Here is a 24,518-nt window from a genome sequence, read left to right on the forward strand (position 1 = left end):
CAACACTTGGAGGATCATCAGCCCTTGAGCGTCTGCTCGAGGACGTGCAGTTGCTGATTCAGTTCGGTGAGCTGCTGCCGCTCGCCGGAGATCTTGCGCACGGCGTGCAGAACGGTCGTGTGATCGCGTCCGCCGAACAGCTCGCCGATCTCGGGCAGGCTCTTCTGCGTGAGTTCCTTGGCCAGGTACATCGCGATCTGGCGCGGCCGCGCGATGCTGGCCGGGCGCTTCTTGCTGTACATGTCGGCGACCTTGATCTTGTAGTAGTCGGCCACCGTCTTCTGGATGTTCTCGACCGAAATCTGGCGATTCTGGATCGACAACAAGTCACGCAATGCCTCGCGGGCCAGCGCGATGGAAATCTCTTTCTGGTTGAAGCGCGAGTACGCGAGGATCTTGCGCAGAGCGCCTTCCAACTCGCGCACGTTGGAGCGCACGTTCTTCGCGACGAAGAAAGCCACTTCCTCGGGCATCTCGGCCGACTCGGCGCGCGCCTTGTTGATCAGGATGGCCACGCGCATCTCGAGCTCCGGCGGCTCGATGGCCACCGTCAGGCCCGAATCGAAGCGCGACACCAGCCGCTCGTGGATGTCCGCCAGACCCTTCGGATAGGTGTCGCTGGTCATCACGATGTGCGACTTCTTGGCGAGCAGGGCCTCGAAGGCGTTGAAGAACTCTTCCTGCGTGCGGTCCTTGTTGGCGAAGAACTGCACGTCGTCGATCAGCAGCAGGTCGAGCGAGTGGTAGCGTTCCTTGAACTCATCGAAAGTCTTGCGCTGATAGGCTTTGACCACATCCGACACGAACTGCTCGGCATGGATGTAGAGAACTTTCGATTCAGGCTTGTCCTGGAGCAGGCGGTTACCCACAGCGTGCATCAAGTGGGTCTTGCCCAAACCAACGCCGCCGTAGATAAAAAGCGGGTTGTACAGATGGCCGGGCATGCCGGCCACGTGCATGGCCGCGGCGCGTGCCATGCGGTTGGCCGTACCTTCCACCAGGGTCTCGAAAGTGAGGCCGGAGTTCAACCGGTTCTTGAAGCCGGCAGCGACCGGATCCTCGCCCGGGCCGGCCACGTCGCGGGGCACATCGGTCTCGGCCAGCGCCACCATGGGCGAAGGCCGCACGGGCGCTTCACGCGGAGCAAGCGCTAACTCAACGGCCACCGGTTGACCATAAAGCTTCTCCGCCATGGCGGCGATGCGGCCGGCGTACTGGGCCCGGATCCAGTCCAGCTTGAAGCGGTTGGCCACGAACACCGTCATGCGCGACAGGTCCTCTGCGACCTGTGCGGTGAGCGGTTTGATCCAGGTGTTGAACTGCTGTTCGGACAGCTCCTGCGCGAGCTGGTCGACGCAAGCCTGCCACAGGCTGTCGCCTATGCTGTCACTTGACATGGGGCTGCGGACGAATGGTGAAACCCTCTGTCATCTCTTGTTTGTGTTGTGGATATTTGCTGGTGCGAAGCGCCGGGCATTCTAACTTGTCAAAAACTTATCCACACGTCCGCGACGTGCCCGCAAAAGCCCGACTAAACAACCCTCCATTGTTGCCACACAAAATGTCTGCGATAATCGCGGGTTTCCCTGAATGCCTCTTAGTGTGTGTGTTTCGGGGGCGTCCGGCGCGTCACCTGTCATCCGACAAGCATCGATGAGCCGGACTAATCAGGAAGAACCATCATGAAACGCACCTACCAAGCATCCAAAGTCCGCCGCGCCCGTACCCACGGTTTCCTCGTCCGCATGAAGACCCGTGGCGGCCGCGCCGTCATCAACGCACGTCGCGCCAAGGGCCGCAAGCGCCTGGCCGTCTGACGGCAGCTCCGCGGGCGCCGTTGCCGGCAACCAAGCCATCGGAGCCATCGCCTGCCCTGGCGGCGGGCGCATCGGTTCCCATGCAACGGCTCAAGACCCGCGCGCAATTCCAGGCCGTCCTCGCGGGTTCCACCGTGGCGCGCACTGCTCACTTCGCCCTGCACCGTTGTGCGCTCGATGGCCCATCGCTTTCCGCTGATTCCTCCGCTGCACCGCTGTTCACCGTCGATGACGTGTGGATCGGCGCCATGGTGCCCAAGCGGTGGGCCAAGCGGGCGGTCACGCGCAATGCGATCAAGCGGCAGGTCTACAACGTGAGCGCCCAGTCGGGCGCCGTCTTGCCGCGCGCGGCGCATGTGGTGCGCCTGCGTGCCGCTTTCGATCGCAAGGAATTCATCAGCGCCAGCTCCGAGAAGCTGAAGGCGGCCGTTCGCGCCGAGCTTCAGCAACTGCTGGCGCGCGCAGCCGCGACCCCCTCCGCCGGCGCTGCAAGCACCTCCAGAAAGGCGAGGCCGTGATGCAGCGCCTGCTGGTCGGCATCGTCAAGGCCTACCGGCTGCTGCTGAGCCCATGGCTCGGCGCCTCCTGCCGCTTCGAGCCGACCTGCTCCCTCTACGCCATCGAGGCGCTGCAGGTGCATGGCGCCGGACGCGGCAGTTATTTCACGCTCAAAAGATTGGCCCGCTGCCAGCCCTGGTGCAAAGGCGGGCATGATCCGGTGCCGCCTGCAGGGGGGTCTGCAAAGACTGATTCAGGCGCCCTGTTCACATCTCTCATCTCCGACAAGAAGTCTTCTTCATGAACGATATCCGCCGAACCATCCTGTGGGTGATCTTTGGTTTCTCACTGGTGCTCCTGTGGGACCAATGGCAGGTCTACAACGGCAACAAGCCGACCTTCCTCAACACGGAACATCCCAAGGCGACCCAGCCGGCGACTACCGGCGGCGCGGCGCCAGGCGGCGTGCCGGCGGCCGCGGCCGGTACCCCGGGCAGTGGTGCCGCCGTGCCGGCACAAGCCACCGCGCCGGTGGGTGAAAAAGTGACCGTGTCGACCGACGTGTTCAAGGCGACCATCGATGCCCAGGGCGGCACGCTGTCGCAGCTCGAGTTGCGCAAGTACGTCGACCAGACCAACCACGGCGGCCTGGTCGAATGGTTCATGAAGCTGATCGGCCGGCCTGTGCCGCCGAACGAGATCAAGGACGTGACCTTGATGGAAGACGGCTCGCCGGCCACGCGCTATGTCGCGCAGACCGGCCTGCTGAACCCGGTCGACACCGGTGAGCGCTTCCCCACCCACCTGACCCAGATGACGGCCAAGCCCGGCCCGCGCGAGATGGCCGACGGCCAGAACACGCTGGAAGTGGTGTTCGAGTCGCAGCCCGTGGGCGGCCTCAAGTACGTCAAGACCTACCTGTTCACGCGCGGCGACTACTCCATCCGCGTCAAGCACCAGATCGTGAACACGACCGACCAGCCGCGAGACGCGCAGCTCTACCTGCAGTTCGTGCGCCATGGCACCGTGGCCTCGAGCACGATGTTCGGCACCAACACCTTCACCGGCCCGGCGATCTACACCGACGAGAAGAAATTCCACAAGGTCGACTTCGCGGACATCACCAAGAAGAAGGTCGAGGTGCCGCCGGCCGCCAACAACGGCTGGATCGCGATGGTGCAGCACTACTTCGTCTCGGCCTGGTTGCTCAACGCGCCGGACAGCAAGGACCTGAAGCGCGAGTTCCGCGTGGCCGACCTCGGCAACAACCAGTACTCGCTGGCCATGGTGCTGCCGCTGAACAAACTCGCACCTGGCGCGACCCAAACCGTCGACACCGACCTGTTCGCCGGCCCCGAGGAAGAGAAGAAGCTCGAAGCGCTCGCGCCCGGCCTTGAACTGGTCAAGGACTACGGCATCTTCGCGATCATCTCCAAGCCGCTCTACTGGCTGCTGAACCAGCTGCACGGCATCCTGGGCAACTGGGGCTGGGCCATCGTCGCGCTGGTGGTGCTGCTGAAGGCGGCCTTCTACTGGCTCAATGCCAAGGCCTACGCCAGCATGGCCAAGATGAAGGCCATCAATCCGAAGATCACCGAGATGCGCGAGCGGCTGAAGGACAAGCCGCAGGAAATGCAGCAGGAGATGATGCGGATCTACCGCGAGGAAAAGGTCAATCCGATGGGCGGCTGCTTCCCCATCATGATCCAGATCCCGGTGTTCATCGCGTTGTACTGGGTGTTGCTCTCATCGGTCGAGATGCGCCATGCACCGTGGATCCTGTGGATCCATGACCTGTCGGCACCGGACCCCTGGTTCATCCTGCCGGTGGTCATGACGGCGACCTCGCTGTTCCAGACCTGGCTCAACCCGACCCCGCCGGACCCGATGCAGGCGCGCCTGATGTGGATCATGCCGCTCGCCTTCAGCGTCATGTTCATCTTCTTCCCGGCCGGCCTGGTGCTGTACTGGATCACCAACAACTCGCTGTCGATCCTGCAGCAGTGGTTCATCAACAAGCGGCTGGGCGTGCTCGGCATGAAGTGATGCGGGCCTGATCCGCCGATTCCCAAGGGCCGCCATGCGCGGCCCTTTTTCTTGGTCTGAAAGAATGTCGCCCATGCTTGCCCACGCCACGGACCCCATCGTTGCCATCGCCACCGCACCCGGACGCGGCGCGGTCGGCATCGTGCGCGTCTCGGGCGCGCGACTGGGGCCCTTGATCGAGGCGCTTTGCGGCAAGCCGCTCAAGGCGCGCGAAGCGACCTACCTGCCTTTCCGCGATGCGGCCGGTGAGCCGGTCGACCATGGGCTGGCCATCCACTTTCCAGCACCGCATTCCTTCACCGGCGAGGACGTCCTGGAACTGCAGGCGCACGGTGGCATGGTGGTGCTGCAGTTGCTGCTGGCCCGATGTCTGGAAGCGGCGAACGAAGTCGATGCGTCCAGCGGGCGCGCGCGACTGCCCGGCCTGCGCGTGGCACAACCCGGAGAGTTCAGCCAGCGCGCCTTCCTGAACGGCAAGGTCGACCTGGCGCAGGCCGAGGCGATCGCGGACCTGATCGATGCCAGCACCGAGGCGGCAGCACGCAGCGCCGGCCGCTCGCTGTCGGGTGCGTTCTCGCGCGAGATCCATGTGCTGCGCGATGCGCTGATCCACCTGCGCATGCTGGTCGAGGCCACGCTCGACTTCCCGGAAGAGGACATCGACTTCCTCCAGAAGGCCGACGCGACCGGCCAGCTCGCCGCCCTGCAAGCGCAACTGGCCACGGTGCAACTGCGCGCGCGCCAAGGTGCCCTGCTGCGCGAGGGCATCAAGGTGGTCATCGCGGGCCAGCCGAATGCGGGCAAGAGCTCGTTGTTGAATGCACTGGCGGGCGCCGAACTGGCGATCGTCAGCGCCATACCTGGCACCACGCGCGACGTGGTGGCCAAGACCATCCAGATCCACGGCGTGCCGGTGCATGTGGCTGACACCGCCGGTCTGCGCGAGAGCAGCGACGAGGTCGAGCAGATCGGCATCGCGCGCGCCTGGAGCCAGATCGAATCGGCTGACGCGGTGCTGTTCCTGCACGACCTCACACGTACGGACCGACCCGACTACGCGGCCGGAGACGCCGACATCCTGAATTCGCTGCGGCTCAAGCTGCCGGCCGGCGTGCCGGTGCTCGATGTCTGGAACAAGCATGACGCAGTCGCCAGCACTTCGCAGCCGCACGAGGGTTTGGCCCTGTCGGCGAAGACCGGCTTCGGCATCGAGGCGCTTCGCACGCGCCTGCTCGACATTGCCGGCTGGCAAGCGGTGCCGGACGGGGTGTACCTTGCGCGGGCCCGCCATGTGCATGCGCTGGCCCGTGTCTCGGACCATCTGTCGCTGGCCGCCGATCGGCTCGCCGCTCGCGAGCCGGCATTGGACTTGCTGGCCGAGGAACTTCGCCTGGCACAGAACGCGCTCAATGAGATCACCGGCGCCTTTGGCGCGGACGAGCTTTTGGGCGTGATATTTTCGCGTTTTTGCATCGGTAAGTAACACGAACGGTTTAAATTTGTGACAATTGTTCCCACAAGTATGTCGATTCACGCATACTCCGACCGGCCATCGAGGGTTGAACCATGTCTTCCGCCATTCAGGAACTCTGTCGCGCCATCGCGCAGAACACAAGTTATGACGCCTTTGCCCCCGCCTTCTCGCAGGCGCAGTGGGACATCCTGGGCGCCTACTTGCAGCCGCTCGACATGCCCGCCGGGCAAGTGCTCATCAACCAGGGCACCCAGGATCGCACGCTGTTCTTCATCGAGAGCGGCGCATTGAGCGTGCATGTGGTGGGCGAGGAAGGCCAGATGCAACTCGCGATCCTCAATCCGGGCTCCGTGGTCGGCGAGGGGGCGTTCTTCTCGCGGCTGCCGCGCTCGGCCAATGTAGTGGCGACCGGCTCTGCACGGGTCTGGCGCCTGAGTCCGATCCGCTTTGCCGAGCTGGCCAATCGCCAGCCCGCGGTGGCGCTGGAACTGACGCTGGCGCTTGGCTCCGTGATCGCCCGGCGCATGGTCAACAAGCCCAAGCGCGTGGCGGTCACCTGATGCAGGCGCGACTTCGCCGGTCGCCGGTCGCGGTTGCAGATTGAAAGGCGCCGACATGTCAGTGGTATGCGCGGCTTGCGCCGCAACCAACCGCGATGCCGCCAGGTTCTGCAAGAACTGCGGGTCCAGATTGTCGGCAGCCGCGCCGACGCGTGCGACTTCTTTCGCCCCCGAGTCCGAGGAAGATGCCGCATGGCCAGCCACCGCCCCTGCGCCCCTTGCGCGGGCGCCGGAAGTGGCCGTGGGCGTATTCGATCCCAGTGTGCCGGCACCCGCCCCGCATCCCCGTCCGGAGCCGGTTCCGGCACCGGTCCGACGGCCAGCCGTGTCGGCTGTGAACGCACCCGCGCCAGTCCCGAGCCAGTCATCCCCGGCGCGGCGGGCATCCACGACCGTGCCGCAGGCGCTGCGGAATTCGGCACCGAATCGCAGCCGGATTCCAGGTGTCGGCGTCGCTGTCCTCGTGGTTGTCCTTGCAGGAGCCGGTGCCTGGTATGCCGTGCGTGGCACCAACACGTTGCCGCCGGCGGAAGCTGTCGCCCCTGCGCCGGTGGTTGCCGCCCCAACGCCCGCAGCGTCGCCTGCTCCGGAGGCGGCTGCGACCACGCCGGCGCCGCAAGCACCTTCGCTGGCCGAGTACGTCCAGCCTTCACCAACGCAACCGCCCCAGCTAATTCAGCCTGTTCAGCCACCCGCTGCGGAAGTCGCGCCACCCGCTCGCGCGCCCGTTGCCGCGGCACCGAAGCCCCGGAAGGCCGCGGTCGTCGCTCCGGCGCCCGTTGCAACGCCGCCGGCCGTGGTGGCAGAGGCGCCCGCACCGGCGCCAGCGCCGCCACCCCCTCCGCCGAATCCGCAAGCCGCCTGCGAAGGCCGGAACTTCATTGCCAAGGCCCAATGCATGGCGGCCCAATGCGCCATGGCAGAGTTCAAGGCCACCGCACAATGCGAGGCGGTTCGCGCACAGCAGAGAATTGAAGAAGAGAAACGCAATCCGACCTTGGCCAATTGAGCCGGGCGGGTGCAAGGTCAGGGAGTTGAAAAGAAATGCTTTGTCCGGCTTGTTCCCGGGAAATCGAGGGCGCCTCGCGATTCTGCGACCAGTGCGGCGCCTCCATGTCCGCGCATCGCCGTCGCCGCATCGCGCTGTGGGGCGGCATTGCCGCGGTTGCGCTGGTGACGGCTGGCGGCATCGGCGTGCAGCGCTGGCTCGCCCCGCCGCCGGCCACGTCGGCGGCCCTGCTCGCAGCCATGTCGAACGCGATCGCGAACGGCCAGGTGGCGCCTGGTCGCGACCCCATCTGCGTGGCCAATGGCATCGCCTATGACCAGGAGCCCGTCAACGTGCAGACCGGCAACGTGGCAACCTTGTCGTGGATGAACATGCTGGTCGAGGCGGGGCTGTACGAGAGTCCGAGCAGCGGGCAGTCCGGGGGCTTCCTGTCGCAGCCGATCTCGATCTACCAGCCCTTGCCGGAACTCGCCCGCTGGGGTGGCGGCAAGCGGCTCTGCGTGGCCCGCGGCGTACGGCTCGATTCGGTGTCGAACGTCGGGCGGGTCGAAGAGATGCGCTTGCGCGGCAAGCGCTACACCGGCGTGCTGGCCGATGTCCGCTGGACGCTGGACGGGCCTGCGCCGTGGCTGGCAATGCCCGGCGTCGGCGAAGCGCTGGCCGGCGAACTGCCCGGCTGGCGCAGCGCGCGCTGGCATGCCGGGCCGCATGGTTGGGCGTTGACGCAACGCAAGAGCTTCGTGCTGGTCGACGATCGCTGGACGGCGGGCGATGCGGTCGAGCGCGCCACGTCGACGCGCGGCAGTTCGGACCAGATCTAGGCCAATTCACCCCTTCTGCAGCTTGTCGACGGCGATGGCCAAGGCCCCCGGCTTGCCCGACAGCACCAGCGTATCGCCGTCCGCCAACTGGGTGTCCTCCTGCAGCGGGACGGCCTTGCCGTCCTGGCGGCGCAGGCTGGCCACGCGAACCCCCACGGCATGCAGTGCCAGCCGGGCCAACGGCTGGCCGATCGCACGCGCGCCTGGCGTCAGCGTGAAGGAGTTCAGGCGCTCATGGTCGACCTCGTCGGCATTGTCGTCGTCGGCGCCATGAAAGTAGCCGCGCAGCAGGTCGTAACGCGCGTCGCGCTGCTCCTGCACCACACGGATCACGCGCCGCATCGGCACGCCGACCAGCGCCAGGGCATGGCTTGCGAGCATGAGTGAGCCCTCGATGGCCTCGGGCACCACTTCGGTGGCGCCGGCCGTGCGCAGCCGTTCCAGGTCGTGGTCGTCCTGCGTGCGAACGATGACCGGCACCTGCGGCGCATGGGCCCGGATGTTGGCCAGCACCTTGATCGCGCCCGGCACGTCGAGGTAGGTCACGACCACGGCGCTGGCCCGCGCCAGGCCCGCGGCCATCATCGCCTGCAGCCGCGCGGCGTCGCCGAACACCACGGAATCGCCGGCCGCCGCCGCCTGCCGCACGCGGTCGGGGTCCAGGTCGAGCGCCATGTACGGAATGCCTTCCCGCTCCAGCATGCGTGCCAGGTTCTGGCCGCAGCGGCCGTAGCCGCAGATGATGACGTGCCGGCTGGTGTTGATGGTCTTGCGCGCGATGTTGGTCATCTGCAGCGACTGTTGCAGCCAGTCGCTGGCCACGAGCTTGCGCACGATCTTGTTGCTGTAGAGGATGATGAAGGGCGTGGCCAGCATCGACAGCACCATCGACGCGAGCACCGGGTTGGCCAGCCATTGCGGCAGCAGGTTGCGGTCGCTCGCCAGCGCCAGCAGCACGAAGCCGAACTCGCCCGCCTGCGCCAGGTAGAGGCCGGTGCGTAATGACACGCCGCTGGTCGCGCCCAGCACGCGCGCCAGCACGGTCACCAGCAGTAGCTTGAACAGCAGTGGTAGCGCCAATAGCACCAGCACCAGGGCCCAGCGCTGGACGGCGACGTGCCAGTCGAGCGTCATGCCGATGGTGATGAAGAACAGCCCGAGCAGGACGTCGTGGAAGGGCCGGATGTCGGTCTCCACCTGGTGCTTGAACTCCGTCTCCGACACCAGCATGCCGGCGATGAAAGCACCGAGTGCCAGCGAGAGCCCGGCGAACTGTGTCAGCCAGGCCATGCCCAGCGTGAGCAGCAGCACGTTGAGGATGAACAACTCCTCGCTGCGCAGGCGGGCCACGATGGTGAGCCACCAGCGCATCACGCGTGGCCCGCCATAGAGCAGGATGAACACCAGGAAGCCGCCCTTCGCGACCGCGAGCGCCAGGGCCTTGAACATGGCCTCGGCCGGCGCGCCCAGGGCCGGAATGAGCACCAGCAGCGGCACCACTGCCAGGTCCTGGAACAGCAGCACGCCCATCACGCGCTTGCCGTGCTCGCTTTCCAGTTCAAGGCGTTCGGCCATCAACTTGACCACGATCGCGGTGCTGCTCATGGTGAGCGCGGCCGACAGCGCCAGCGCGGTCTGCCAACCCAGCCGCCATTGCGGCGGAAGCCACGTGGCGACGACCAACGCACCCGATGTGGCCATGGCCATCGTCAACAACACCTGCAAGAGCCCCAGCCCGAACACATGCTTGCGCATCCCGCGCAGCTTGGGCAAGCTGAACTCCAGCCCGATCACGAACATCAGGAACACCACGCCGAACTCGCCCAGGTGCTGGATGCCATCCGAGTTGTCCGCGAGCGCCATCGCATGCGGCCCGATGATCACGCCGGCCACCAGGTAACCCAGCATCGGCGGCAGCTTGAGCGAGCGGCATGCCACCACGCCGACGACCGCGGCCAGCAGGTACAGGAGGGTGAGTTGGAGCGCCGACATGGTCCGATGCTAGAGGAACTCCGGGCGTTTGGAGCCACCATGGCGCGGCCGCGCCGGCAAAGCGGTATCGACGCGAGAGCCCCCGCCTAAAATCCCGCCGATGAGTTCCCTCCCCGACCTGTCGCCCGGCACCGACGCCGATGCCTTGCTGGCGCGCGCACGCCTGACCTTCGACATCGAAGCCGCCGCCGTGCTCGGCCTGAAGGATCGCGTCGGCCCGAGTTTCGTGGAGGCGGTCCGGCGCATCCTGAATGTGCGGGGTCGTGTGGTCGTCATGGGCATGGGCAAGAGTGGCCATGTCGGACGCAAGATCGCGGCCACCCTGGCATCGACCGGCTCGCCGGCGATGTTCGTGCACCCGGCCGAGGCCAGCCATGGCGACCTCGGCATGATCAAGACGGTCGACCTGGTGCTCGCCATTTCCAACAGCGGCGAGAGCGATGAACTCGCCGCGATCCTGCCCGTGGTCAAGCGCCAGGGCGTTCCCCTGATCGCGATCACCGGCGGCCTCGATTCCATGCTGGCCCGCCATGCCGACGTCGTGCTCGACAGCGGCGTCGAGAAGGAAGCCTGCCCCCTCAACCTCGCACCCACCGCCAGCACCACCGCGCAGATGGCGCTCGGCGATGCGCTGGCCGTGGCCCTGCTCGACGCCCGAGGCTTCGGCGCCGAGGACTTCGCACGTTCGCATCCCGGCGGCGCGCTCGGCCGCAAGCTGCTCACGCACGTCAGCGACCTGATGCGCAGCGGCGACCATGTGCCCCGCGTCTCGCCCGGCGCCACGCTCAGCGAGTTGATGCGCGAGATGAGCTCCAAGGGCCTGGGCGCCACCGCGGTGGTCGATGCCGATGGCCGCGCGATCGGCATCTTCACCGACGGCGACCTGCGCCGCCTTGTCGAAACCGGCGCGGACCTGCGCGAGCTGACTGCGGGCGACGTCATGCACAAGGGACCCCGCACGATGCGCGCCGATGCGCTCGGCGTGGAAGCGGCCGAGTTGATGGAGCAATACCGCATCACCAGCATCCTGGTCACGGATGCGGCCGGCCTGCTCATCGGCGCCATCAGCATCAACGACTTGATGCGTGCGAAGGTCATCTGATGACGGACATGCCGAGCGTCCGGTTCGACACTGAAACACTGCTCGCCGCGCAGGACGTGCGCGTCGTCTTCTTCGACGTCGACGGTGTGCTCACCGATGGCGGCGTCTACTTCAGCGAACACGGCGAAACGCTCAAGCGCTTCAGCATCCTCGACGGCCTCGGCCTGAAGCTGCTGCGCCAGGCCGGCATCACGCCGGCCGTGATCACCGGTCGCGATTCGAAGCCGCTGCGCGTGCGCCTCGAAGCACTCGGCATCGAGCACGTGCGCTACGGCACCGAGAACAAGCTGCCCGCCGCCGAGGCCATGCTGGCCGCGCTGGGCTTCGGTTGGAAGCAGGCCGCCGCGATCGGCGACGACTGGCCCGACCTGCCGGTGCTGGTCCGCTGCGCCTTCGCGGCTGCCCCGGCCAATGCGCATGCCGAGGTCCGCGCCATTGCCAACTACGTGACCAGCGCGCGCGGCGGCGAAGGCGCGGCCCGCGAGTTCTGCGACCTCTTGCTTACAGCCACCGGGCACTACCGTCGCCTGCTCGACGTGGCGCGGGGGCCGGTCGCTTGACCGCCGGCGCCCGGCGACTGCTCGGCCTGCTGCGGCGCGGTGTCGACCGCGTCAGCCTCTACCTGCCGATCATCGTGGCGGGTGCGCTGGCGCTGGGCACCTACTGGCTGGTGCGCAATGCGCCGCGCCTGGCCGTCCCCATGCCCAAGGAGGAAGCCACCCACGACCCGGACTACTTCATGCGCGGCTTCGTGGTGAAGAACTTCCTGCCGAACGGCGAACTCCGCAGCGAGCTTGCCGGCACCGAAGGGCGGCACTATGCCGACAACGACACCATCGAAGTCGACCAGGTCCGCGTGCGCTCCATCTCGCCGCAGGGGCTGGTCACGCATGCCTCGGCCGACCGCGGCCTGTCCAACAGCGACGTCAGCGAGGTGCAACTTTTCGGCAATGCGATCGTGGTCCGCGACGCGGCCGTGAGCCCGAGCGGCAAGCCCTTGCCCCGGCTGGAATTCCGCGGCGAGTTCCTGCATGCCTACATGGATACCGAACGCGTCCGCTCCGACAAGCCGGTCACCTTGACCCGTGGCACGGACCGCTTCACGGCCGATGCCATGGACTATGACAACCTCAGCGGCGTGGCCAACCTGAACGGGCGGGTTCGCGGCGTGCTGATGCCGCCGGCGTCCGCGGCCACCGCAACGCCGCCCAAGGCTGACAACAACAAGAAAAAAGGGAAGCAATGACGCAAGGCCTGGTCTTTATCACAGGCGCTTCGAGCGGCATCGGCCAGGCGCTGGCGGCGCGTTTCTACGACGCGGGCTACAGCCTCGCGCTGGTGGCTCGGCGCACCGAGCAGATCGCATCCTGGGCGGCAGAGCGCAAGCTGGACGCCGCGCGCTACCGCGTCTATGGCGCCGACGTGGCCCTGATCGACAGCATCGTGGCCGCCGGCAAGGCCTGCATCGCCGAACAAGGCGTGCCCGACGTGGTGATCGCCAATGCGGGCGTCAGCATCGGCATGGACACCGCGGAACGCAGCGACCTCGATGTCATGGCCAGCACCTTCGCCACCAACAACGTCGGCCTGGCCGCCACCTTCCATCCCTTCGTCGCCGCGATGGCCGCGCGTGGCAGCGGGCGCCTGGTCGGCATCGGCAGCGTGGCGTCGATCCGCGGACTGCCGGGCCATGGCGCTTATTGCGCCAGCAAGTCCGGCGTGGTCGCGTACTGCGAAAGCCTGCGCGGCGAAATGCGCGCCAGCGGCGTCAAGGTCGTCACCATCTGCCCCGGCTACATCGACACGCCGCTGACCCAGGGCAACCGTTACGGCATGCCCTTCCTGATGAAGCCGGAGGCGTTCGCCGACCAGGCCTTCCGTGCCATCGAGCAAGGTGTGAGCTATCGCGTGATTCCGTGGCAGATGGGCGTAGTCGCCAAGCTCATGCGCGTCCTCCCTGATGCCGTGTACGACCGCGCAGTGCAGGGTCGGGGGCGCAAGAAGCGCCTCGGCGAAAGTTGAGACCACATAGGACGTCCACGCGGAAAGCTGTTCGGAGACCGGCCAGACAGGCAACAAAAAAGGCTCCCGAGGGAGCCTTTTGACTTGGGCGCGCGCGCCGACCGATCAATAACCGCTGTTGCCGCCGTTGTTGCCGCCGTAGCCGCCACCGCTGCGGCCGCCACCGCCACGCGGGCCGGCGCCGTAGGGGCTGCGGAAACCGCCATCGCCACCACCGCCGCCACCGCCGTAGCCGCCGCGACCACCGCCGCCGCCACCGTAGCCGCCGCCACCACTGCGACCGCCGCCACCGCCGGAGCCACCGCCACCGTAGCCGCCGCCGCCAGAACCACCGCCGCCGTAGCCGCCACCGCCGCCGTAGCCACCGCTGCGGGGCGGGCGAGCTTCCATCGGACGTGCTTCATTCACGACGACACTGCGGCCGCCGAGCGGTTGACCATTCATACCGTTGATGGCAGCTTGCGCTTCGGCGTCGCTGCCCATCTCGACGAACCCGAAGCCCTTCGAGCGTCCGGTGTCGCGTTCCATCATGACCTTGGCGCTGGTCACGGCGCCAAATTGCCCGAAGGCCTGTTCGAGGTCTCCGTCGCGCACGGAATATGGCAGGTTGCCGACGTACAGTTTGTTGCCCATGACGGGACTCCTATAAACACATCAAAGAAAGCGATGGAGTCCCGACTGCATATCCAACTTGAAACGCTGAGTCGCGCGAAACTGGCCGATCACCCACATTTGCGTCATCCAAATGTTGCGGAGGTACGCTCGCTCATTATGTGTGAAATACACATTGTGCAAGAGTAAATTTGTATCTCGCGCCACGCTTGAGTAACTAAGAAAGTCAGTACACACTGACGTACAAACCTTGTCGCCGGGCTAGAATGTCTGCTGTCATTGGGGAGTAGCCGCCTTCCATTGCGAGAAGGGCTTGCGTCAACAGACTTGTCCTGCGCCCAGCAGAACATGGCGTAAGCAGTTTCCCACCTGGCGAGACCTTTGACTGTGCAACTTCGGGAATATGGCCGAAGGTGTTGCATGGTCAATTGCGTCCTTCGGCCTGAGGAACTCACACATCATGGAAGCATTTCTGGTTGCGACGGGCATCGTCTCGCTCGCGGAAATGGGCGACAAGACCCAACTTCTCGCCCTGGTGCTGGCCGCGCGTTTTCGCAAACCCTGGCCAATCGTCATAGGCATATTCGCCGCAACGATCGTCAACCATGCCTTGGCGGGCGCGGTCGGAACCTTCGTCACGCACTGGCTCGGACCGGTCGCCCTGCGCTGGATCCTGGGCGTGTCCTTCATCGCGATGGCGATCTGGATGCTGATCCCCGACAAGCTCGACGAGGAAGAAGGCGCGGCCCGCTCGCACTTCGGCGTCTTCGGCACCACGGTGATCGCGTTCTTCCTGGCCGAGATGGGCGACAAGACCCAGATTGCCACGGTCATGCTCGCGGCACGCTTCGTCAACGACTACATCTGGGTTGTGGCCGGCACCACGCTGGGCATGATGCTGGCCAACGTGCCGGTGGTGTTCTTCGGTGAACGCATCATGCGGCGCGTGCCGATCAAGCTGGTGCATGGCGTGTCGGCGGTGATCTTCCTCGGGCTCGGGATCATTGCGATCCTTGGCTAAGCCCCCGGTGCGGGCTGCATCGGGCCCGCGGAGATATACTCCCCTCGCGCCGATTTGCTACAGCTTGCGGGCGCTTAACAAATTCAGCTAAAGACCGTGGCCGACCCGGCTCGTTTTTTGGCGAGGCCGGGTTTTTTCATGCGCACATCTGCCCACGCTCATCACTTCGTCGATCGCTGCCCTGTGGAGGGACACTGATGTTCGAAGCCGTTCCCCAGTCGATGTCCTTCGCGCGCCCCTTGGCGCTGCGCAGTGGTGCGTCGATCGCCGACTACACGCTCGCCTACGAAACCTACGGCACGCTCAATGCGGACCGCAGCAACGCCGTCCTGATCTGCCACGCGCTCAATGCCGACCATCACGTGGCCGGCAGCTATGCGGGCAAGCCGAAGTCGGAAGGCTGGTGGGACAACATGATCGGCCCGGGCAAGCCGGTGGACACGGATCGCTTCTTCGTGATCGGCGTGAACAACCTCGGCTCCTGCTTTGGCTCGACCGGCCCGATGCACGTGGACCCCACGACCGGCCGTGTCTATGGTGCGGACTTCCCGGTGGTGACGGTCGAGGACTGGGTCGATGCACAGGCGGTGCTGCTCGAAGCCCTGGGCATCCAGACGCTCGCCGCCGTCATGGGCGGCAGCCTCGGCGGCATGCAGGCCCTTAGCTGGACCTTGCAGTACCCCGACCGCGTGCGCCACGCCGTGGTCGTGGCCAGCGCGCCCAACCTCACGGCCGAGAACATCGCCTTCAACGAAGTCGCGCGCCGCGCCATCGTCACCGACCCGGATTTCCACGGCGGCCACTTCTACGAGCACGGTGTGGTGCCCAAGCGCGGCCTGCGCATCGCCCGCATGATCGGCCACATCACCTACCTCAGCGACGACGTGATGAACGAGAAGTTCGGCCGCATGCTGCGCAGCATGACCGAGGGCGAAGCGGCCGGACCGAACTACCGCTATTCGACACAGCAAGTCGAGTTCCAGATCGAAAGCTACCTGCGCTACCAGGGCGACAAGTTCGCCGAGTACTTCGATGCCAACACTTACCTGCTCATCACCCGCGCGCTCGACTACTTCGACCCGGCGCGGGCCCATGGCGGCAACCTCACCGAGGCGCTGGCCAAGGCCACGGCCAAGTTCCTGCTCGTGAGTTTCAGCACCGACTGGCGCTTCTCGCCGGCTCGCAGCCGCGAGATCGTCAAGGCGCTGCTCGACAACCGCCGGAGCGTGAGTTACGCCGAGATCGATGCGCCGCACGGCCACGATGCCTTCCTGCTCGACGACGCACGCTACTTCGGGGTGGTGCGTTCCTTCTTCGATCGGATCGCACTCGGCAATGAAGGAGGCCGAGCATGAGCGACCTCGCCACCCAAAGACTCATCGCGCAACTCGTGCCGCAAGGCTCCCGCGTGCTCGACCTCGGCTGCGGCGACGGCGCCTTGCTCGACCTGCTGCAACGCGAGCGCGGCTGCAGCGGCTACGGCGTGGAGATCGCCGACGGCAACGTCATCAAATGCGTGCAGCGCGGTGTCGACGTCTTGCAGTTGAACCTCGACGAAGGCCTGACGATGTTCGGCGACGCGTCCTTCGACGTGGTGCTGCAGATCGACACGCTGCAGAACCTGCGCAATGCCGAGATCATGCTGCGCGAGACCGCGCGCGTGGGCCGCATCGGCATCGTCGCGTTCCCGAATTTCGCGCACTGGCCCAACCGCCTGAGCGTGGCGCGCGGGCGCATGCCGGTCACGCGCCGGCTGCCCTACCAGTGGTACGACACGCCGAACATCCGTGTCGGCACCTTCAAGGATTTCGAGGTGCTCGCGCAGCGCAACAAGCTGCGCCTGCTCGACGCGTTCGGCCTGCAGAACGAACGCGAGGTGCGCTGGCTGCCGAACGCACGCGCCAGCACGGCGGTGTTCAAGTTCGAGCGCGCCTGAGTATTGCCACTGGCCCGCGTGACGGGCGCGGGTAGTAAGCTTTGCGGCCGCCAATCGCAACAACAACAGCAGGCCGACACGTCATGAGCTTCCCCCTGGGCTGCATAGCCGACGACTTCACGGGCGCGACCGATCTCGCCAACAACCTGGTGCGCGCCGGCATGCGCGTGGTGCAGACCATCGGTGTGCCCAAGGGGCCGCTGGGCGCCGAGGTAGATGCCGTCGTGGTCGCGCTCAAATCGCGCACCATCGCACCGGCCGATGCCATCGCGCAATCGCTGGAGGCCTTGCGCTGGCTCCAGGCGCAGGGCGTGAAGCAGGTCTACTTCAAGTACTGCTCGACCTTCGACAGCACGCCGCAAGGCAACATCGGCCCGGTCACCGAGGCGCTGATGGACGCGCTGTCCACCGACTTCACCATCGCCACGCCGGCCTTTCCCGACAACCAGCGCACGGTGTTCAAGGGCTACCTGTTCGTCGGCGACATGCTGCTCAGCGAGAGCGGCATGAAGGACCACCCGCTGACGCCGATGACAGACGCGAACCTGGTGCGCGTGATGCAGGCGCAGTGCCGGCGCAAGGTCGGGCTGATCGACCATCGTGCGGTGGCCGCGGGCGCCGATGCGGTGCGTGCGCGCATCGCGCAACTCAAGGCCGATGGCGTCGGCATCGCCGTCGTCGATGCGGTGTCCAACGACGACCTGCTGCGGCTCGGTCCTGCACTGGCCGACATGCCGCTGGTGACGGCGGGCTCGGGCGTGGCCATCGGGCTGCCGGGCAATTTCGGCATCGCGCCCTCGCCGCGCGCAGCGGCGCTGCCACCGGTGAGCGGCTTGCATGCGGTGGTCTCGGGCAGTTGTTCCACGGCCACCAACCGGCAGGTGCGGGACTTCATTGCGCGCGGCCATCCGGCGCTGGCGCTGGACCCGATTGCCGTGTCCGAGGGGCGGCAGAGTGCCGAAGAGGCGCTGGCGTGGGCCGCGCCGATGCTGGCCAGAGGGCCGGTGCTGGTCTACTCCACCGCCGATCCGCAGGAGGTCAAGGCCACGCAGGGGCAGCTGGGCGTCGAGGCTGCGGGCGCGTTGATGGAACGCACGCTGGCAGCCGTGGCGCGCGGCCTGGTCGAGCGCGGCGTGCGGCGGCTGCTGGTCGCGGGCGGCGAGACATCGGGCGCCTGCGTGCAGGCGCTCGGCATCGCGCAATTGCAGATCGGTGCGCAGATCGACCCAGGCGTGCCCTGGTGCCATGCGCTGGCCGATGTCGCACCGGCACCGGGCATGCACATCGCGCTCAAGTCCGGCAACTTCGGCACCGACGACTTCTTCACCAAGGCCTTCAGCGCATGACCGAGTCCCAGGCGCGCGAGGAGATTTGCCGCGTGGGTGCCAGCCTGTTCGCGCGCGGCTACGTGCATGCGACCGCCGGCAATATCAGCGTTCGGCTGGAGGATGGCGGCCATCTCATCACACCCACCGATGCCTGCCTGGGTGCGCTCGACCCGGCGCGCCTTGCACGGCTCGATGCCGACGGCCGGCAGACGAGCGGAGACCGCGCCAGCAAGACCATCTCGCTGCACATGCGCATCTACACGGCAGCGAGGCGCTTCGATGCCGACACGCGCTGCGTGATCCACACGCACAGCACGCATTGCGTGGCACTGAGCCTGGATTCGCCGGCGCATGCCGCTGAGGAACTGCTGCCACCACTGACGCCTTACTTCATCATGAAGGTCGGCCATGTGCCGCTGATTCCCTATCACCGCCCCGGCGCTCCCGAAGCCGCCGAGGCGGTGGCGCGGTCCATCACGCGCCATGGCGAAAGCGGCGTGCCGATCCGCGCCGTGATGCTCGAGCGCCTCGGCCCCAACGTGTGGCACGACACGCCCGCCGCCGCGATGGCCACGCTCGAGGAACTCGAGGAAACGGCGCGCCTGTGGCTGCTCACGCGCGATCGCTATCCAGCCCCGCTGGACCAGCCCGCCATCGACGAGTTGCGCGCCAGCTTCGGCGCGCGCTGGTAGAACACACACGAACAAGTCGCGCGCCACCAACACCCCGAGGAGACACCCATGCCCCGCTTTGCCGCCAACCTGTCGATGCTCTACACCGACCTGCCCTTCATGGATCGCTTCGAGGCCGCCGCGCGCGATGGCTTCAAGGCGGTGGAGTATCTGTTCCCCTATGCCTTCCCCGCGAACGAACTGTCTGCGCGCCTCAAGGCCAACGGCCTGCAGCAGGTGCTGTTCAACGCCCCGCCCGGCGGCGATTCGCCCGAGACCAACAACACGGCCTGGGAACAGGGTGCGCGCGGCACCGCCAGCGTGCCGGGCCGCGAGGCCGAGTTCCGCTACGGCGTGCAGCGTGCGCTCGAATATGCCGCTGCGCTTGACTGCCCGCGCATCCACGTGATGGCCGGTCTGCTGGCCGACGACCAGACCCGCGAGGGCCTGCGCGGCGTGTACATGGACAACCTGCACTGGGCCGCCGTCGAAGCCGCCAAGTCCGGCCGCGACATCCTGATCGAGCCGATCAACACGCGCGACGTGCCGCGCTTCTTCCTCAACCGGCAGGACCATGCGCACGACATTGTCGAGGCGGTCGGCGCGCTCAACCTGCGCGTGCAGATGGACCTGTATCACGTGCAGATCGTCGAAGGCGACGTGGCGATGAAGCTGCGCAAGTACCTGCCGACCGGCCGCGTCGGCCACATGCAGATCGCCGGCGTGCCGCAGCGGCATGAGCCCGACATCGGCGAACTCAACCATCCCTATCTGTTCAGCGTCATCGACGAACTTGCCGCCGAAGGCCACTGGGATGGCTGGATCGGTTGCGAGTACCGTCCCCGCGTCGGCACCAGTGAAGGGCTGGGCTGGGCGCGCGGCCTCCTGTGAATGTGAATGTCCTTCACGCTCGCTGAACCGGTCCACAGCGAGCTGCTGCTCAAGAAGAGCCGCTTCATCGGCTGCGTGCAAGCGGTGGCCGACCGGCCTGCGGCGCTGGCGGTGGTGGAAAGCCTGCGGACGCAGCATCCAGGTGCAGCCCATGTCTGCTGGGCGCTGATGGCGGGCGGCCAGTCGGCCGCCAATGACGACGGCGAGCCCGGCGGCACCGCCGGCCGGCCGATGCTCGAAGTGCTGCGGCATCAACAACTGGAAGGCGTGCTGGCCACGGTCGTGCGCTACTTCGGCGGTGTGAAGCTGGGCGCGGGCGGACTCGTTCGCGCATACACCGATTGCGTGGCGCAAGCGCTGCTCACGGCGATGCCCGTGCCGCTGGTTCAGCAACGCAGTCTCTGCTGTGCCGTGAACTATGCGCTCGAAGGCTTGGTGCGACGGGAGATCGTCGCAGCCGGCGGTGTGCTCGAGGAGGTGCGCCATGAGGCGCTGGTGCAGTTCAGGCTGTCGCTCGCTGCGTCGCAGGCGGCAGCCTTTGTGGCGCGCCTCGACGATGCCTCACAAGGCCGCGTCGACTGGCGGGCTTGAATCTTCGAGGCATGGCGCCTACCATGCTATGGATTTCATAGCGCGCGGACGAAAAGGCGCGCCGCGCGGAGCAAAAGCCAGTGCCTTTTGCGCCTGCCACAACGCAGGCAAAAGTTCAAGGGGAGTTCGACAAGTAACGTTTTTGGTTACGCATCTTTCCCAATGAAGTAATGAGGTGCGGAAGTGCGTTCTTACGATAGTCAACTTTTCCAGGAGCTACACCTTTGGCCACTCAGTCCCCCTTCTTCGGCAAGCGCACCAGCGATACCGACAACGTTCCTTCCCGCCCGGCTCCGCTGGTGGGTTCGCCAACCAACCTGTCAGGCTCCCCCGTGAACCAGGCTTCGCTCGTCAATGCACAAGTTGCCAATGCCGTTGCTCCACCGGTGAAGGAAGGCGGCAGCAAGCTCACCGTCGGCCCGAACATCAAGCTCAAGGGCGTCGAGATCACGGACTGCGACACGCTCGTGGTGGAAGGCCTGGTCGAGGCGACGATGGAATCGCGCGTGATGCAGATCGCCGAGCAAGGCGCCTACAAGGGCTCCGCCGAGATCGACATCGCCGAGATCCATGGCACCTTCGACGGCAACCTCACGGTGCGTGAGCGACTCGTCATCCACTCGACCGGCAAGGTCACCGGCAAGATTCGCTACGGCAAGATCGTCATCGAGGAAGGCGGCCAGCTCTCGGGCGAGATCACCTTCGGCACGGCGAAGAGCGACAGCAAGCCCGCGGTTGCCGACAGCAAGCCGGCAGAAAGCAAGCCGGCCCTGCAAGCCGCGGCCTAAGCCTTCTCGCTGGGCGTCCAGCCCAGGCGCTCCAGCAACGCGCCCGCCGCTGCGGGTGCGCGTTCCTTTGCGCCATTGATCATGAAGACGAACACGTCCCGCTTCACCGGCGATGTGGTCCATGCCTTGGCCCGCTTGGCCCATTCGTCGAGCGCCTGCGGTGCATAGCCCGTGGGCAGGTCGGCGGCGCACATCATCAGGCGCGCATACGCGAAGTCGCCCTCGGGTTCCTCGAAGGACGGGAACTTGTCCGAATCGGTGAACACCGTCGACACCTTGTACTTCTTCGCTAGCTTCTGGTAGTCCGGCGAGATGAAGCTCTCATGCCGCACGTCCATCACATGGCGCAGCGTACGGCTGCCCTCCTTCTTCGGCAACAAGGCCAGGAAGGCCTCGAAGTCTTCCGCATCGAACTGCTTGGTCGGCATGAACTGCCAGACGATCGGGCCCAGCTTGTCGCCCAGTTCGGCAATGCCGCTGCCGATGAAGCGCGCGATCGAATCACCCGCCTCCGCCAGCACCCTGCGGTTGGTCGCGAAGCGCGAGGCCTTGAGCGAGAACATGAAGTCGTCCGGTGTCTCGTCATGCCACTTGCGAAAGCTATCGGGCTTCATGGTGCTGTAGTAGGTGCCGTTGACCTCGATGGCCGTGAGGTGCCGGCTCGCGTACTGCAACTCGAGCTTCTGCGACAGGCCCTTCGGATAGAAGTTGTCTCGCCAGGGTTCGAAGGTCCAGCCGCCGATGCCGACGCGGACGGGGTGCTTGGAGGTGGCCATGAATGCGGACTTCCTTTGAACGCTGAAGCCGCAAAGGTTACGCAGAAGTCTCAAAAGAGGACATCATTTTTTGGCTGTTCTTTCGCGACCTTCGCGAAACCTTCGCGTCCTCTGCGTCCGGTATCCGATCCCGCTTTCAACGACCTGTGATCCAGCGCAAAATCGCGCATCGTCCCGTCAGAGAATCTCCCCGATGAACGCCCCCCTGCACCGTGAAATTCCAGCCGGCCAGCTCGACGCTGAGCGCGCCCTCTCCGATGTCTCCGCCCAGTGGGACGGCGACATCGTCAAGCAGCTCAGCAGCTACATCGAGATCCCCGCCAAGTCGCCCGGCTTCGACCAGGAGTGGTCGGCCAACGGCTACCTCGAGACCGTGTTGCGCAATGCCGCGAAATGGGTCGAGGACCAGAAGGTCGAAGGCCTCAAGCTGGAGATCGTGCGCATCGAAGGCCGCACGCCAGTCATGTTCTTCGAGGTGGCGGCCACCGGCACGACGATGACCGAGACCGTGCTCATGTACGGCCACCTCGACAAGCAGCCCGAGTTCAGCGGCTGGCGCAATGACCTCGGCCCCTGGACGCCCAAGTACGAAGACGGCCTGCTCTACGGTCGCGGCGGCGCCGACGATGGCTACGCGGTCTATGCCAGCATCGCTGCGATCCAGGCACTCAAGGCGCAGGGCGCGGCCCATCCGCGCATCGTCGGCATGATCGAAACCTGCGAGGAAAGCGGCTCCTACGACCTGCTGCCCTACGTCGATGCATTGCGGCCCCGGCTTGGCAATGTGGAACTGGTGATCTGCCTGGACTCCGGCGCCGGCAACTACGACCAGCTCTGGCTCACCACCTCCCTGCGCGGCATGGCCAGCGGCACGCTCAAGGTCGAGGTGCTGACCGAAGGCATCCACTCCGGCGACGCGTCGGGCCTGGTGCCTTCGAGCTTCCGCATCATGCGCCAGGTGCTCGACCGGCTCGAGGACAGCAAGACCGGCCGCCTGCTCCCCGCCAGCTTCCATTGCGAAGTGCCGGCCGACCGGCTCGCGCAGGCCAAGGCCACGGCCGCCATCCTGGGCGAGGAGGTCTACAAGCGCTTCCCCTGGGCCCACTATGACTGCGAAGGCGCTACGGCCTTCGCGCTGCCTACCACCACCGACCCGGTCGAGGCCTTGCTCAATCGCACCTGGAAGCCGACCCTCAGCGTCACCGGCGCGGAGGGGTTCCCTGCGCTCAAGGACGCCGGCAACGTGCTGCGCCCGTACACGGCGTTCAAGCTGTCGCTGCGCCTGCCCCCGCTGGTGCAGGCGGACGAAGCCGTGCAGCAACTCAAGGCATTGCTGGAAGACAACGCACCGTACAAGGCCCGCGTGACCTTCGAGGGCGGCAGCGCTGCGACGGGCTGGAACGCGCCGACCATCACGCCGTGGTTCGAGCAGGCGCTGCATGCCGCCAGCCGGGCGCATTTCGGCGCGTCCTGCGGCTTCATCGGCCAGGGCGGCACGATCCCGCTCATGAACATGCTGACCAAGGGCTTCCCCACGGCGCAGATGATGGTCTGCGGGGTGCTCGGGCCCAAGAGCAACGCGCACGGGCCCAACGAGTTCCTGAACGTACCCTATGCCAAGAAGCTCACGGCCGCGGTGTCCGAAGTGATCGCCGCATTGCCCGTGTCACACGCGATGGCCACGGCGTGAACCAGATGCTCGCCCCTGCGGAAGTCGAGGCCATCGCCGCCGAGGTGGACGGCCTGACCTTGCGGCGGCCCGACGGCGAGACGCTGGCGCTGCGCGAGTGGACCGTCGAAGGCACGACGCCGCGCGCGGTCGTCCAGATCACGCATGGCCTGGGCGAACACATGGACCGCTACGACCATGTGGCACAACGGCTCAACGCCTGGGGCTTCGACGTGCGCGCGCACGACCACTACGGCCATGGCCGGTCGAGCGGCCCGCGGGGCGGACTGCCGAGCGCGATGCGCCTGATCGACGACCTGGCCGCCGTGGTCGACGAGACGCGCCGCGTCTGCCCCGACACGCCATTGATCCTGCTCGGCCACAGCATGGGCGGTCTGATCGCGGCCAGCTTCATTGCACGCGAGGTGCGGCCGGTCGAGGCGCTGATCATGTCCTCCCCCGCGTTCGATCCGGGCCTGGATGCCATGCAGAAGATGTTGCTGGCCGTGTTGCCCAAGATCGCGCCGAACCTGCGCGTGGGCAACGGCATCAACGTCGAACACATCTCGCACGACCCGGCCGTGGTGCAGGCCTACCGCGACGACCCGCTCAACCACGACCGCATCTGCGGCCGCCTGGCGAGCTTTCTCGCGGAAGAAGGCGCGGTGGTGCAGTCCGTGGCACGGCACTGGAAGGTGCCCACCCTGCTGCTCTATGCCGGCGCCGACAAGATCGTGCGACCGGGTGCAAGCAAAGCCTTCGCGCGGGCCGCGCCGCAGGATGGCATCGTGGCTGCGACCTGCTTCGACGGGCTGTTCCACGAGATCTTCAACGAGATGAACGCGAAGGCCGTGTTCGCAACCTTGCGCAGTTGGCTCGACAAGCACTGTTGAG

General features: G+C 66.3%; 25 protein-coding genes and 1 riboswitch. Of the genes, 21 read left to right on the forward strand and 4 right to left on the reverse strand.

What is annotated here, in order from left to right; genetic code table 11:
- Positions 1 to 17: 17 nt before the first annotated feature.
- Positions 18 to 1,397: a chromosomal replication initiator protein DnaA gene (gene dnaA, locus WKW79_RS21620; protein WP_340337261.1), complete on the reverse strand. Its 1,380-nt coding sequence runs from the start codon at positions 1,395 to 1,397 to the stop codon at positions 18 to 20.
- A 285-nt stretch (positions 1,398 to 1,682) separates the two neighbouring features.
- On the opposite strand from dnaA, the gene rpmH reads away from it, so the two are divergent.
- The 7 genes from rpmH (at position 1,683) to WKW79_RS21655 (ending at position 8,225) form a co-directional block, all read left to right on the forward strand.
- Positions 1,683 to 1,817 (forward strand): 50S ribosomal protein L34, encoded by a 135-nt coding sequence (rpmH, locus tag WKW79_RS21625; RefSeq protein WP_007834827.1) that lies wholly within the window; start codon positions 1,683 to 1,685, stop codon positions 1,815 to 1,817.
- Positions 1,818 to 1,897: 80 nt separating this feature from the next.
- Positions 1,898 to 2,335 carry a ribonuclease P protein component gene (locus WKW79_RS21630; protein WP_340337262.1) on the forward strand — a complete coding sequence of 146 codons (438 nt, stop codon included), beginning with the start codon at positions 1,898 to 1,900 and terminating at the stop codon, positions 2,333 to 2,335.
- Positions 2,335 to 2,619, forward strand: a complete 285-nt coding sequence (yidD, locus tag WKW79_RS21635) for a membrane protein insertion efficiency factor YidD (RefSeq protein ID WP_340337263.1) — start codon at positions 2,335 to 2,337, stop codon at positions 2,617 to 2,619. Before WKW79_RS21630 ends, yidD begins: the two co-directional genes overlap by 1 nt.
- Positions 2,616 to 4,361 carry a membrane protein insertase YidC gene (gene yidC / locus WKW79_RS21640; RefSeq protein WP_340337264.1) on the forward strand — a complete coding sequence of 582 codons (1,746 nt, stop codon included), beginning with the start codon at positions 2,616 to 2,618 and terminating at the stop codon, positions 4,359 to 4,361. Before yidD ends, yidC begins: the two co-directional genes overlap by 4 nt.
- A gap of 73 nt (positions 4,362 to 4,434) precedes the next feature.
- Positions 4,435 to 5,844: a tRNA uridine-5-carboxymethylaminomethyl(34) synthesis GTPase MnmE gene (gene mnmE, locus WKW79_RS21645; protein ID WP_340337265.1), complete on the forward strand. Its 1,410-nt coding sequence runs from the start codon at positions 4,435 to 4,437 to the stop codon at positions 5,842 to 5,844.
- An 83-nt stretch (positions 5,845 to 5,927) separates the two neighbouring features.
- Entirely contained in the window at positions 5,928 to 6,395 is a 468-nt protein-coding gene (locus WKW79_RS21650) for a Crp/Fnr family transcriptional regulator (RefSeq protein WP_340337266.1), read from the forward strand.
- A 1,113-nt stretch (positions 6,396 to 7,508) separates the two neighbouring features.
- Positions 7,509 to 8,225 carry a hypothetical protein gene (locus WKW79_RS21655; protein WP_340337267.1) on the forward strand — a complete coding sequence of 239 codons (717 nt, stop codon included), beginning with the start codon at positions 7,509 to 7,511 and terminating at the stop codon, positions 8,223 to 8,225.
- A 6-nt stretch (positions 8,226 to 8,231) separates the two neighbouring features.
- On the opposite strand, the gene WKW79_RS21660 is transcribed toward WKW79_RS21655, so the two are convergent.
- Positions 8,232 to 10,217 (reverse strand): cation:proton antiporter domain-containing protein, encoded by a 1,986-nt coding sequence (locus tag WKW79_RS21660; RefSeq protein WP_340337268.1) that lies wholly within the window; start codon positions 10,215 to 10,217, stop codon positions 8,232 to 8,234.
- Between the two features lie 100 nt (positions 10,218 to 10,317).
- On the opposite strand from WKW79_RS21660, the gene WKW79_RS21665 reads away from it, so the two are divergent.
- The 4 genes from WKW79_RS21665 to WKW79_RS21680 are packed head-to-tail and all read left to right on the forward strand — an operon-like array spanning position 10,318 to position 13,341.
- Positions 10,318 to 11,319 carry a KpsF/GutQ family sugar-phosphate isomerase gene (locus WKW79_RS21665; protein ID WP_340337269.1) on the forward strand — a complete coding sequence of 334 codons (1,002 nt, stop codon included), beginning with the start codon at positions 10,318 to 10,320 and terminating at the stop codon, positions 11,317 to 11,319.
- Between the two features lie 8 nt (positions 11,320 to 11,327).
- Positions 11,328 to 11,879: a KdsC family phosphatase gene (locus WKW79_RS21670; protein ID WP_340337317.1), complete on the forward strand. Its 552-nt coding sequence runs from the start codon at positions 11,328 to 11,330 to the stop codon at positions 11,877 to 11,879.
- Positions 11,876 to 12,565 carry an LPS export ABC transporter periplasmic protein LptC gene (lptC, locus tag WKW79_RS21675; protein ID WP_422823937.1) on the forward strand — a complete coding sequence of 230 codons (690 nt, stop codon included), beginning with the start codon at positions 11,876 to 11,878 and terminating at the stop codon, positions 12,563 to 12,565. The genes WKW79_RS21670 and lptC overlap by 4 nt, the downstream gene beginning before the upstream one ends.
- Positions 12,562 to 13,341 carry an SDR family oxidoreductase gene (locus tag WKW79_RS21680; protein WP_340337270.1) on the forward strand — a complete coding sequence of 260 codons (780 nt, stop codon included), beginning with the start codon at positions 12,562 to 12,564 and terminating at the stop codon, positions 13,339 to 13,341. Before lptC ends, WKW79_RS21680 begins: the two co-directional genes overlap by 4 nt.
- Before the next feature lie 105 nt (positions 13,342 to 13,446).
- Here the strand turns inward: WKW79_RS21680 and WKW79_RS21685 are convergent, their stop codons facing one another.
- On the reverse strand, positions 13,447 to 13,974 hold the full coding sequence (locus WKW79_RS21685) for an RNA recognition motif domain-containing protein (protein WP_340337271.1): 528 nt from the start codon (positions 13,972 to 13,974) through the stop codon (positions 13,447 to 13,449).
- Between the two features lie 248 nt (positions 13,975 to 14,222).
- A riboswitch (yybP-ykoY riboswitch) is annotated at positions 14,223 to 14,406 on the forward strand.
- 7 nt (positions 14,407 to 14,413) lie between these two features.
- Here WKW79_RS21685 and WKW79_RS21690 point away from each other — a divergent pair.
- From WKW79_RS21690 to WKW79_RS21725, 8 genes are all read left to right on the forward strand, one after another.
- Positions 14,414 to 14,974 carry a TMEM165/GDT1 family protein gene (locus WKW79_RS21690; protein WP_340337272.1) on the forward strand — a complete coding sequence of 187 codons (561 nt, stop codon included), beginning with the start codon at positions 14,414 to 14,416 and terminating at the stop codon, positions 14,972 to 14,974.
- A 194-nt stretch (positions 14,975 to 15,168) separates the two neighbouring features.
- Complete coding sequence (metX, locus tag WKW79_RS21695) at positions 15,169 to 16,329, forward strand: homoserine O-succinyltransferase MetX (RefSeq protein ID WP_340337319.1); 1,161 nt, start codon at positions 15,169 to 15,171, stop codon at positions 16,327 to 16,329.
- Positions 16,326 to 16,910: a methionine biosynthesis protein MetW gene (metW, locus tag WKW79_RS21700; RefSeq protein ID WP_213957298.1), complete on the forward strand. Its 585-nt coding sequence runs from the start codon at positions 16,326 to 16,328 to the stop codon at positions 16,908 to 16,910. The genes metX and metW overlap by 4 nt, the downstream gene beginning before the upstream one ends.
- Before the next feature lie 83 nt (positions 16,911 to 16,993).
- Positions 16,994 to 18,256 (forward strand): 3-oxo-tetronate kinase, encoded by a 1,263-nt coding sequence (otnK, locus tag WKW79_RS21705; protein ID WP_340337273.1) that lies wholly within the window; start codon positions 16,994 to 16,996, stop codon positions 18,254 to 18,256.
- Positions 18,253 to 18,930 (forward strand): class II aldolase/adducin family protein, encoded by a 678-nt coding sequence (locus WKW79_RS21710; RefSeq protein WP_340337274.1) that lies wholly within the window; start codon positions 18,253 to 18,255, stop codon positions 18,928 to 18,930. The genes otnK and WKW79_RS21710 overlap by 4 nt, the downstream gene beginning before the upstream one ends.
- A 48-nt stretch (positions 18,931 to 18,978) precedes the next feature.
- Entirely contained in the window at positions 18,979 to 19,800 is an 822-nt protein-coding gene (gene otnI / locus WKW79_RS21715; protein WP_340337275.1) for a 2-oxo-tetronate isomerase, read from the forward strand.
- A 6-nt stretch (positions 19,801 to 19,806) separates the two neighbouring features.
- Positions 19,807 to 20,391 (forward strand): IMPACT family protein, encoded by a 585-nt coding sequence (locus tag WKW79_RS21720; protein WP_340337276.1) that lies wholly within the window; start codon positions 19,807 to 19,809, stop codon positions 20,389 to 20,391.
- A gap of 224 nt (positions 20,392 to 20,615) precedes the next feature.
- A complete protein-coding gene (locus WKW79_RS21725) occupies positions 20,616 to 21,179 on the forward strand; it encodes a bactofilin family protein (protein ID WP_340337277.1) in 564 nt (187 codons plus the stop codon).
- On the opposite strand, the gene WKW79_RS21730 is transcribed toward WKW79_RS21725, so the two are convergent.
- Positions 21,176 to 21,955, reverse strand: coding sequence for a DUF72 domain-containing protein (locus WKW79_RS21730; protein ID WP_340337278.1), 780 nt, complete (start codon positions 21,953 to 21,955; stop codon positions 21,176 to 21,178). The two genes, WKW79_RS21725 and WKW79_RS21730, sit on opposite strands and share 4 nt — an antisense overlap.
- 193 nt (positions 21,956 to 22,148) lie before the next feature.
- Here WKW79_RS21730 and WKW79_RS21735 point away from each other — a divergent pair, with 193 nt between their 5' ends.
- Both WKW79_RS21735 and WKW79_RS21740 read left to right on the forward strand, forming a co-directional pair.
- Positions 22,149 to 23,645 carry a M20 family metallopeptidase gene (locus tag WKW79_RS21735; RefSeq protein ID WP_340337279.1) on the forward strand — a complete coding sequence of 499 codons (1,497 nt, stop codon included), beginning with the start codon at positions 22,149 to 22,151 and terminating at the stop codon, positions 23,643 to 23,645.
- 5 nt (positions 23,646 to 23,650) lie between these two features.
- Entirely contained in the window at positions 23,651 to 24,517 is an 867-nt protein-coding gene (locus WKW79_RS21740) for an alpha/beta hydrolase (protein ID WP_340337320.1), read from the forward strand.
- Position 24,518: the final 1 nt, after the last annotated feature.

The organism is Variovorax robiniae, assembly GCF_037889955.1.
Taxonomy (GTDB): Bacteria; Pseudomonadota; Gammaproteobacteria; order Burkholderiales; family Burkholderiaceae_C; genus Variovorax; species Variovorax robiniae.

Coding starts and splice junctions, on each gene's coding strand:
- WKW79_RS21710 (WP_340337274.1), top strand. CDS start 18,253: ATGACCGAGTCCCAGGCGCGCGAGGAGATTTGCCGCGTGGGTGCCAGC.
- otnK (WP_340337273.1), top strand. CDS start 16,994: ATGAGCTTCCCCCTGGGCTGCATAGCCGACGACTTCACGGGCGCGACC.
- metW (WP_213957298.1), top strand. CDS start 16,326: ATGAGCGACCTCGCCACCCAAAGACTCATCGCGCAACTCGTGCCGCAA.
- WKW79_RS21740 (WP_340337320.1), top strand. CDS start 23,651: ATGCTCGCCCCTGCGGAAGTCGAGGCCATCGCCGCCGAGGTGGACGGC.
- rpmH (WP_007834827.1), top strand. CDS start 1,683: ATGAAACGCACCTACCAAGCATCCAAAGTCCGCCGCGCCCGTACCCAC.
- dnaA (WP_340337261.1), bottom strand. CDS start 1,397: ATGTCAAGTGACAGCATAGGCGACAGCCTGTGGCAGGCTTGCGTCGAC.
- WKW79_RS21665 (WP_340337269.1), top strand. CDS start 10,318: ATGAGTTCCCTCCCCGACCTGTCGCCCGGCACCGACGCCGATGCCTTG.
- WKW79_RS21670 (WP_340337317.1), top strand. CDS start 11,328: ATGCCGAGCGTCCGGTTCGACACTGAAACACTGCTCGCCGCGCAGGAC.
- WKW79_RS21680 (WP_340337270.1), top strand. CDS start 12,562: ATGACGCAAGGCCTGGTCTTTATCACAGGCGCTTCGAGCGGCATCGGC.
- WKW79_RS21660 (WP_340337268.1), bottom strand. CDS start 10,217: ATGTCGGCGCTCCAACTCACCCTCCTGTACCTGCTGGCCGCGGTCGTC.
- WKW79_RS21685 (WP_340337271.1), bottom strand. CDS start 13,974: ATGGGCAACAAACTGTACGTCGGCAACCTGCCATATTCCGTGCGCGAC.
- yidC (WP_340337264.1), top strand. CDS start 2,616: ATGAACGATATCCGCCGAACCATCCTGTGGGTGATCTTTGGTTTCTCA.
- mnmE (WP_340337265.1), top strand. CDS start 4,435: ATGCTTGCCCACGCCACGGACCCCATCGTTGCCATCGCCACCGCACCC.
- WKW79_RS21735 (WP_340337279.1), top strand. CDS start 22,149: ATGAACGCCCCCCTGCACCGTGAAATTCCAGCCGGCCAGCTCGACGCT.
- yidD (WP_340337263.1), top strand. CDS start 2,335: ATGCAGCGCCTGCTGGTCGGCATCGTCAAGGCCTACCGGCTGCTGCTG.
- otnI (WP_340337275.1), top strand. CDS start 18,979: ATGCCCCGCTTTGCCGCCAACCTGTCGATGCTCTACACCGACCTGCCC.
- WKW79_RS21630 (WP_340337262.1), top strand. CDS start 1,898: ATGCAACGGCTCAAGACCCGCGCGCAATTCCAGGCCGTCCTCGCGGGT.
- WKW79_RS21690 (WP_340337272.1), top strand. CDS start 14,414: ATGGAAGCATTTCTGGTTGCGACGGGCATCGTCTCGCTCGCGGAAATG.
- WKW79_RS21730 (WP_340337278.1), bottom strand. CDS start 21,955: ATGGCCACCTCCAAGCACCCCGTCCGCGTCGGCATCGGCGGCTGGACC.
- WKW79_RS21650 (WP_340337266.1), top strand. CDS start 5,928: ATGTCTTCCGCCATTCAGGAACTCTGTCGCGCCATCGCGCAGAACACA.
- WKW79_RS21720 (WP_340337276.1), top strand. CDS start 19,807: ATGTCCTTCACGCTCGCTGAACCGGTCCACAGCGAGCTGCTGCTCAAG.
- WKW79_RS21655 (WP_340337267.1), top strand. CDS start 7,509: ATGTCCGCGCATCGCCGTCGCCGCATCGCGCTGTGGGGCGGCATTGCC.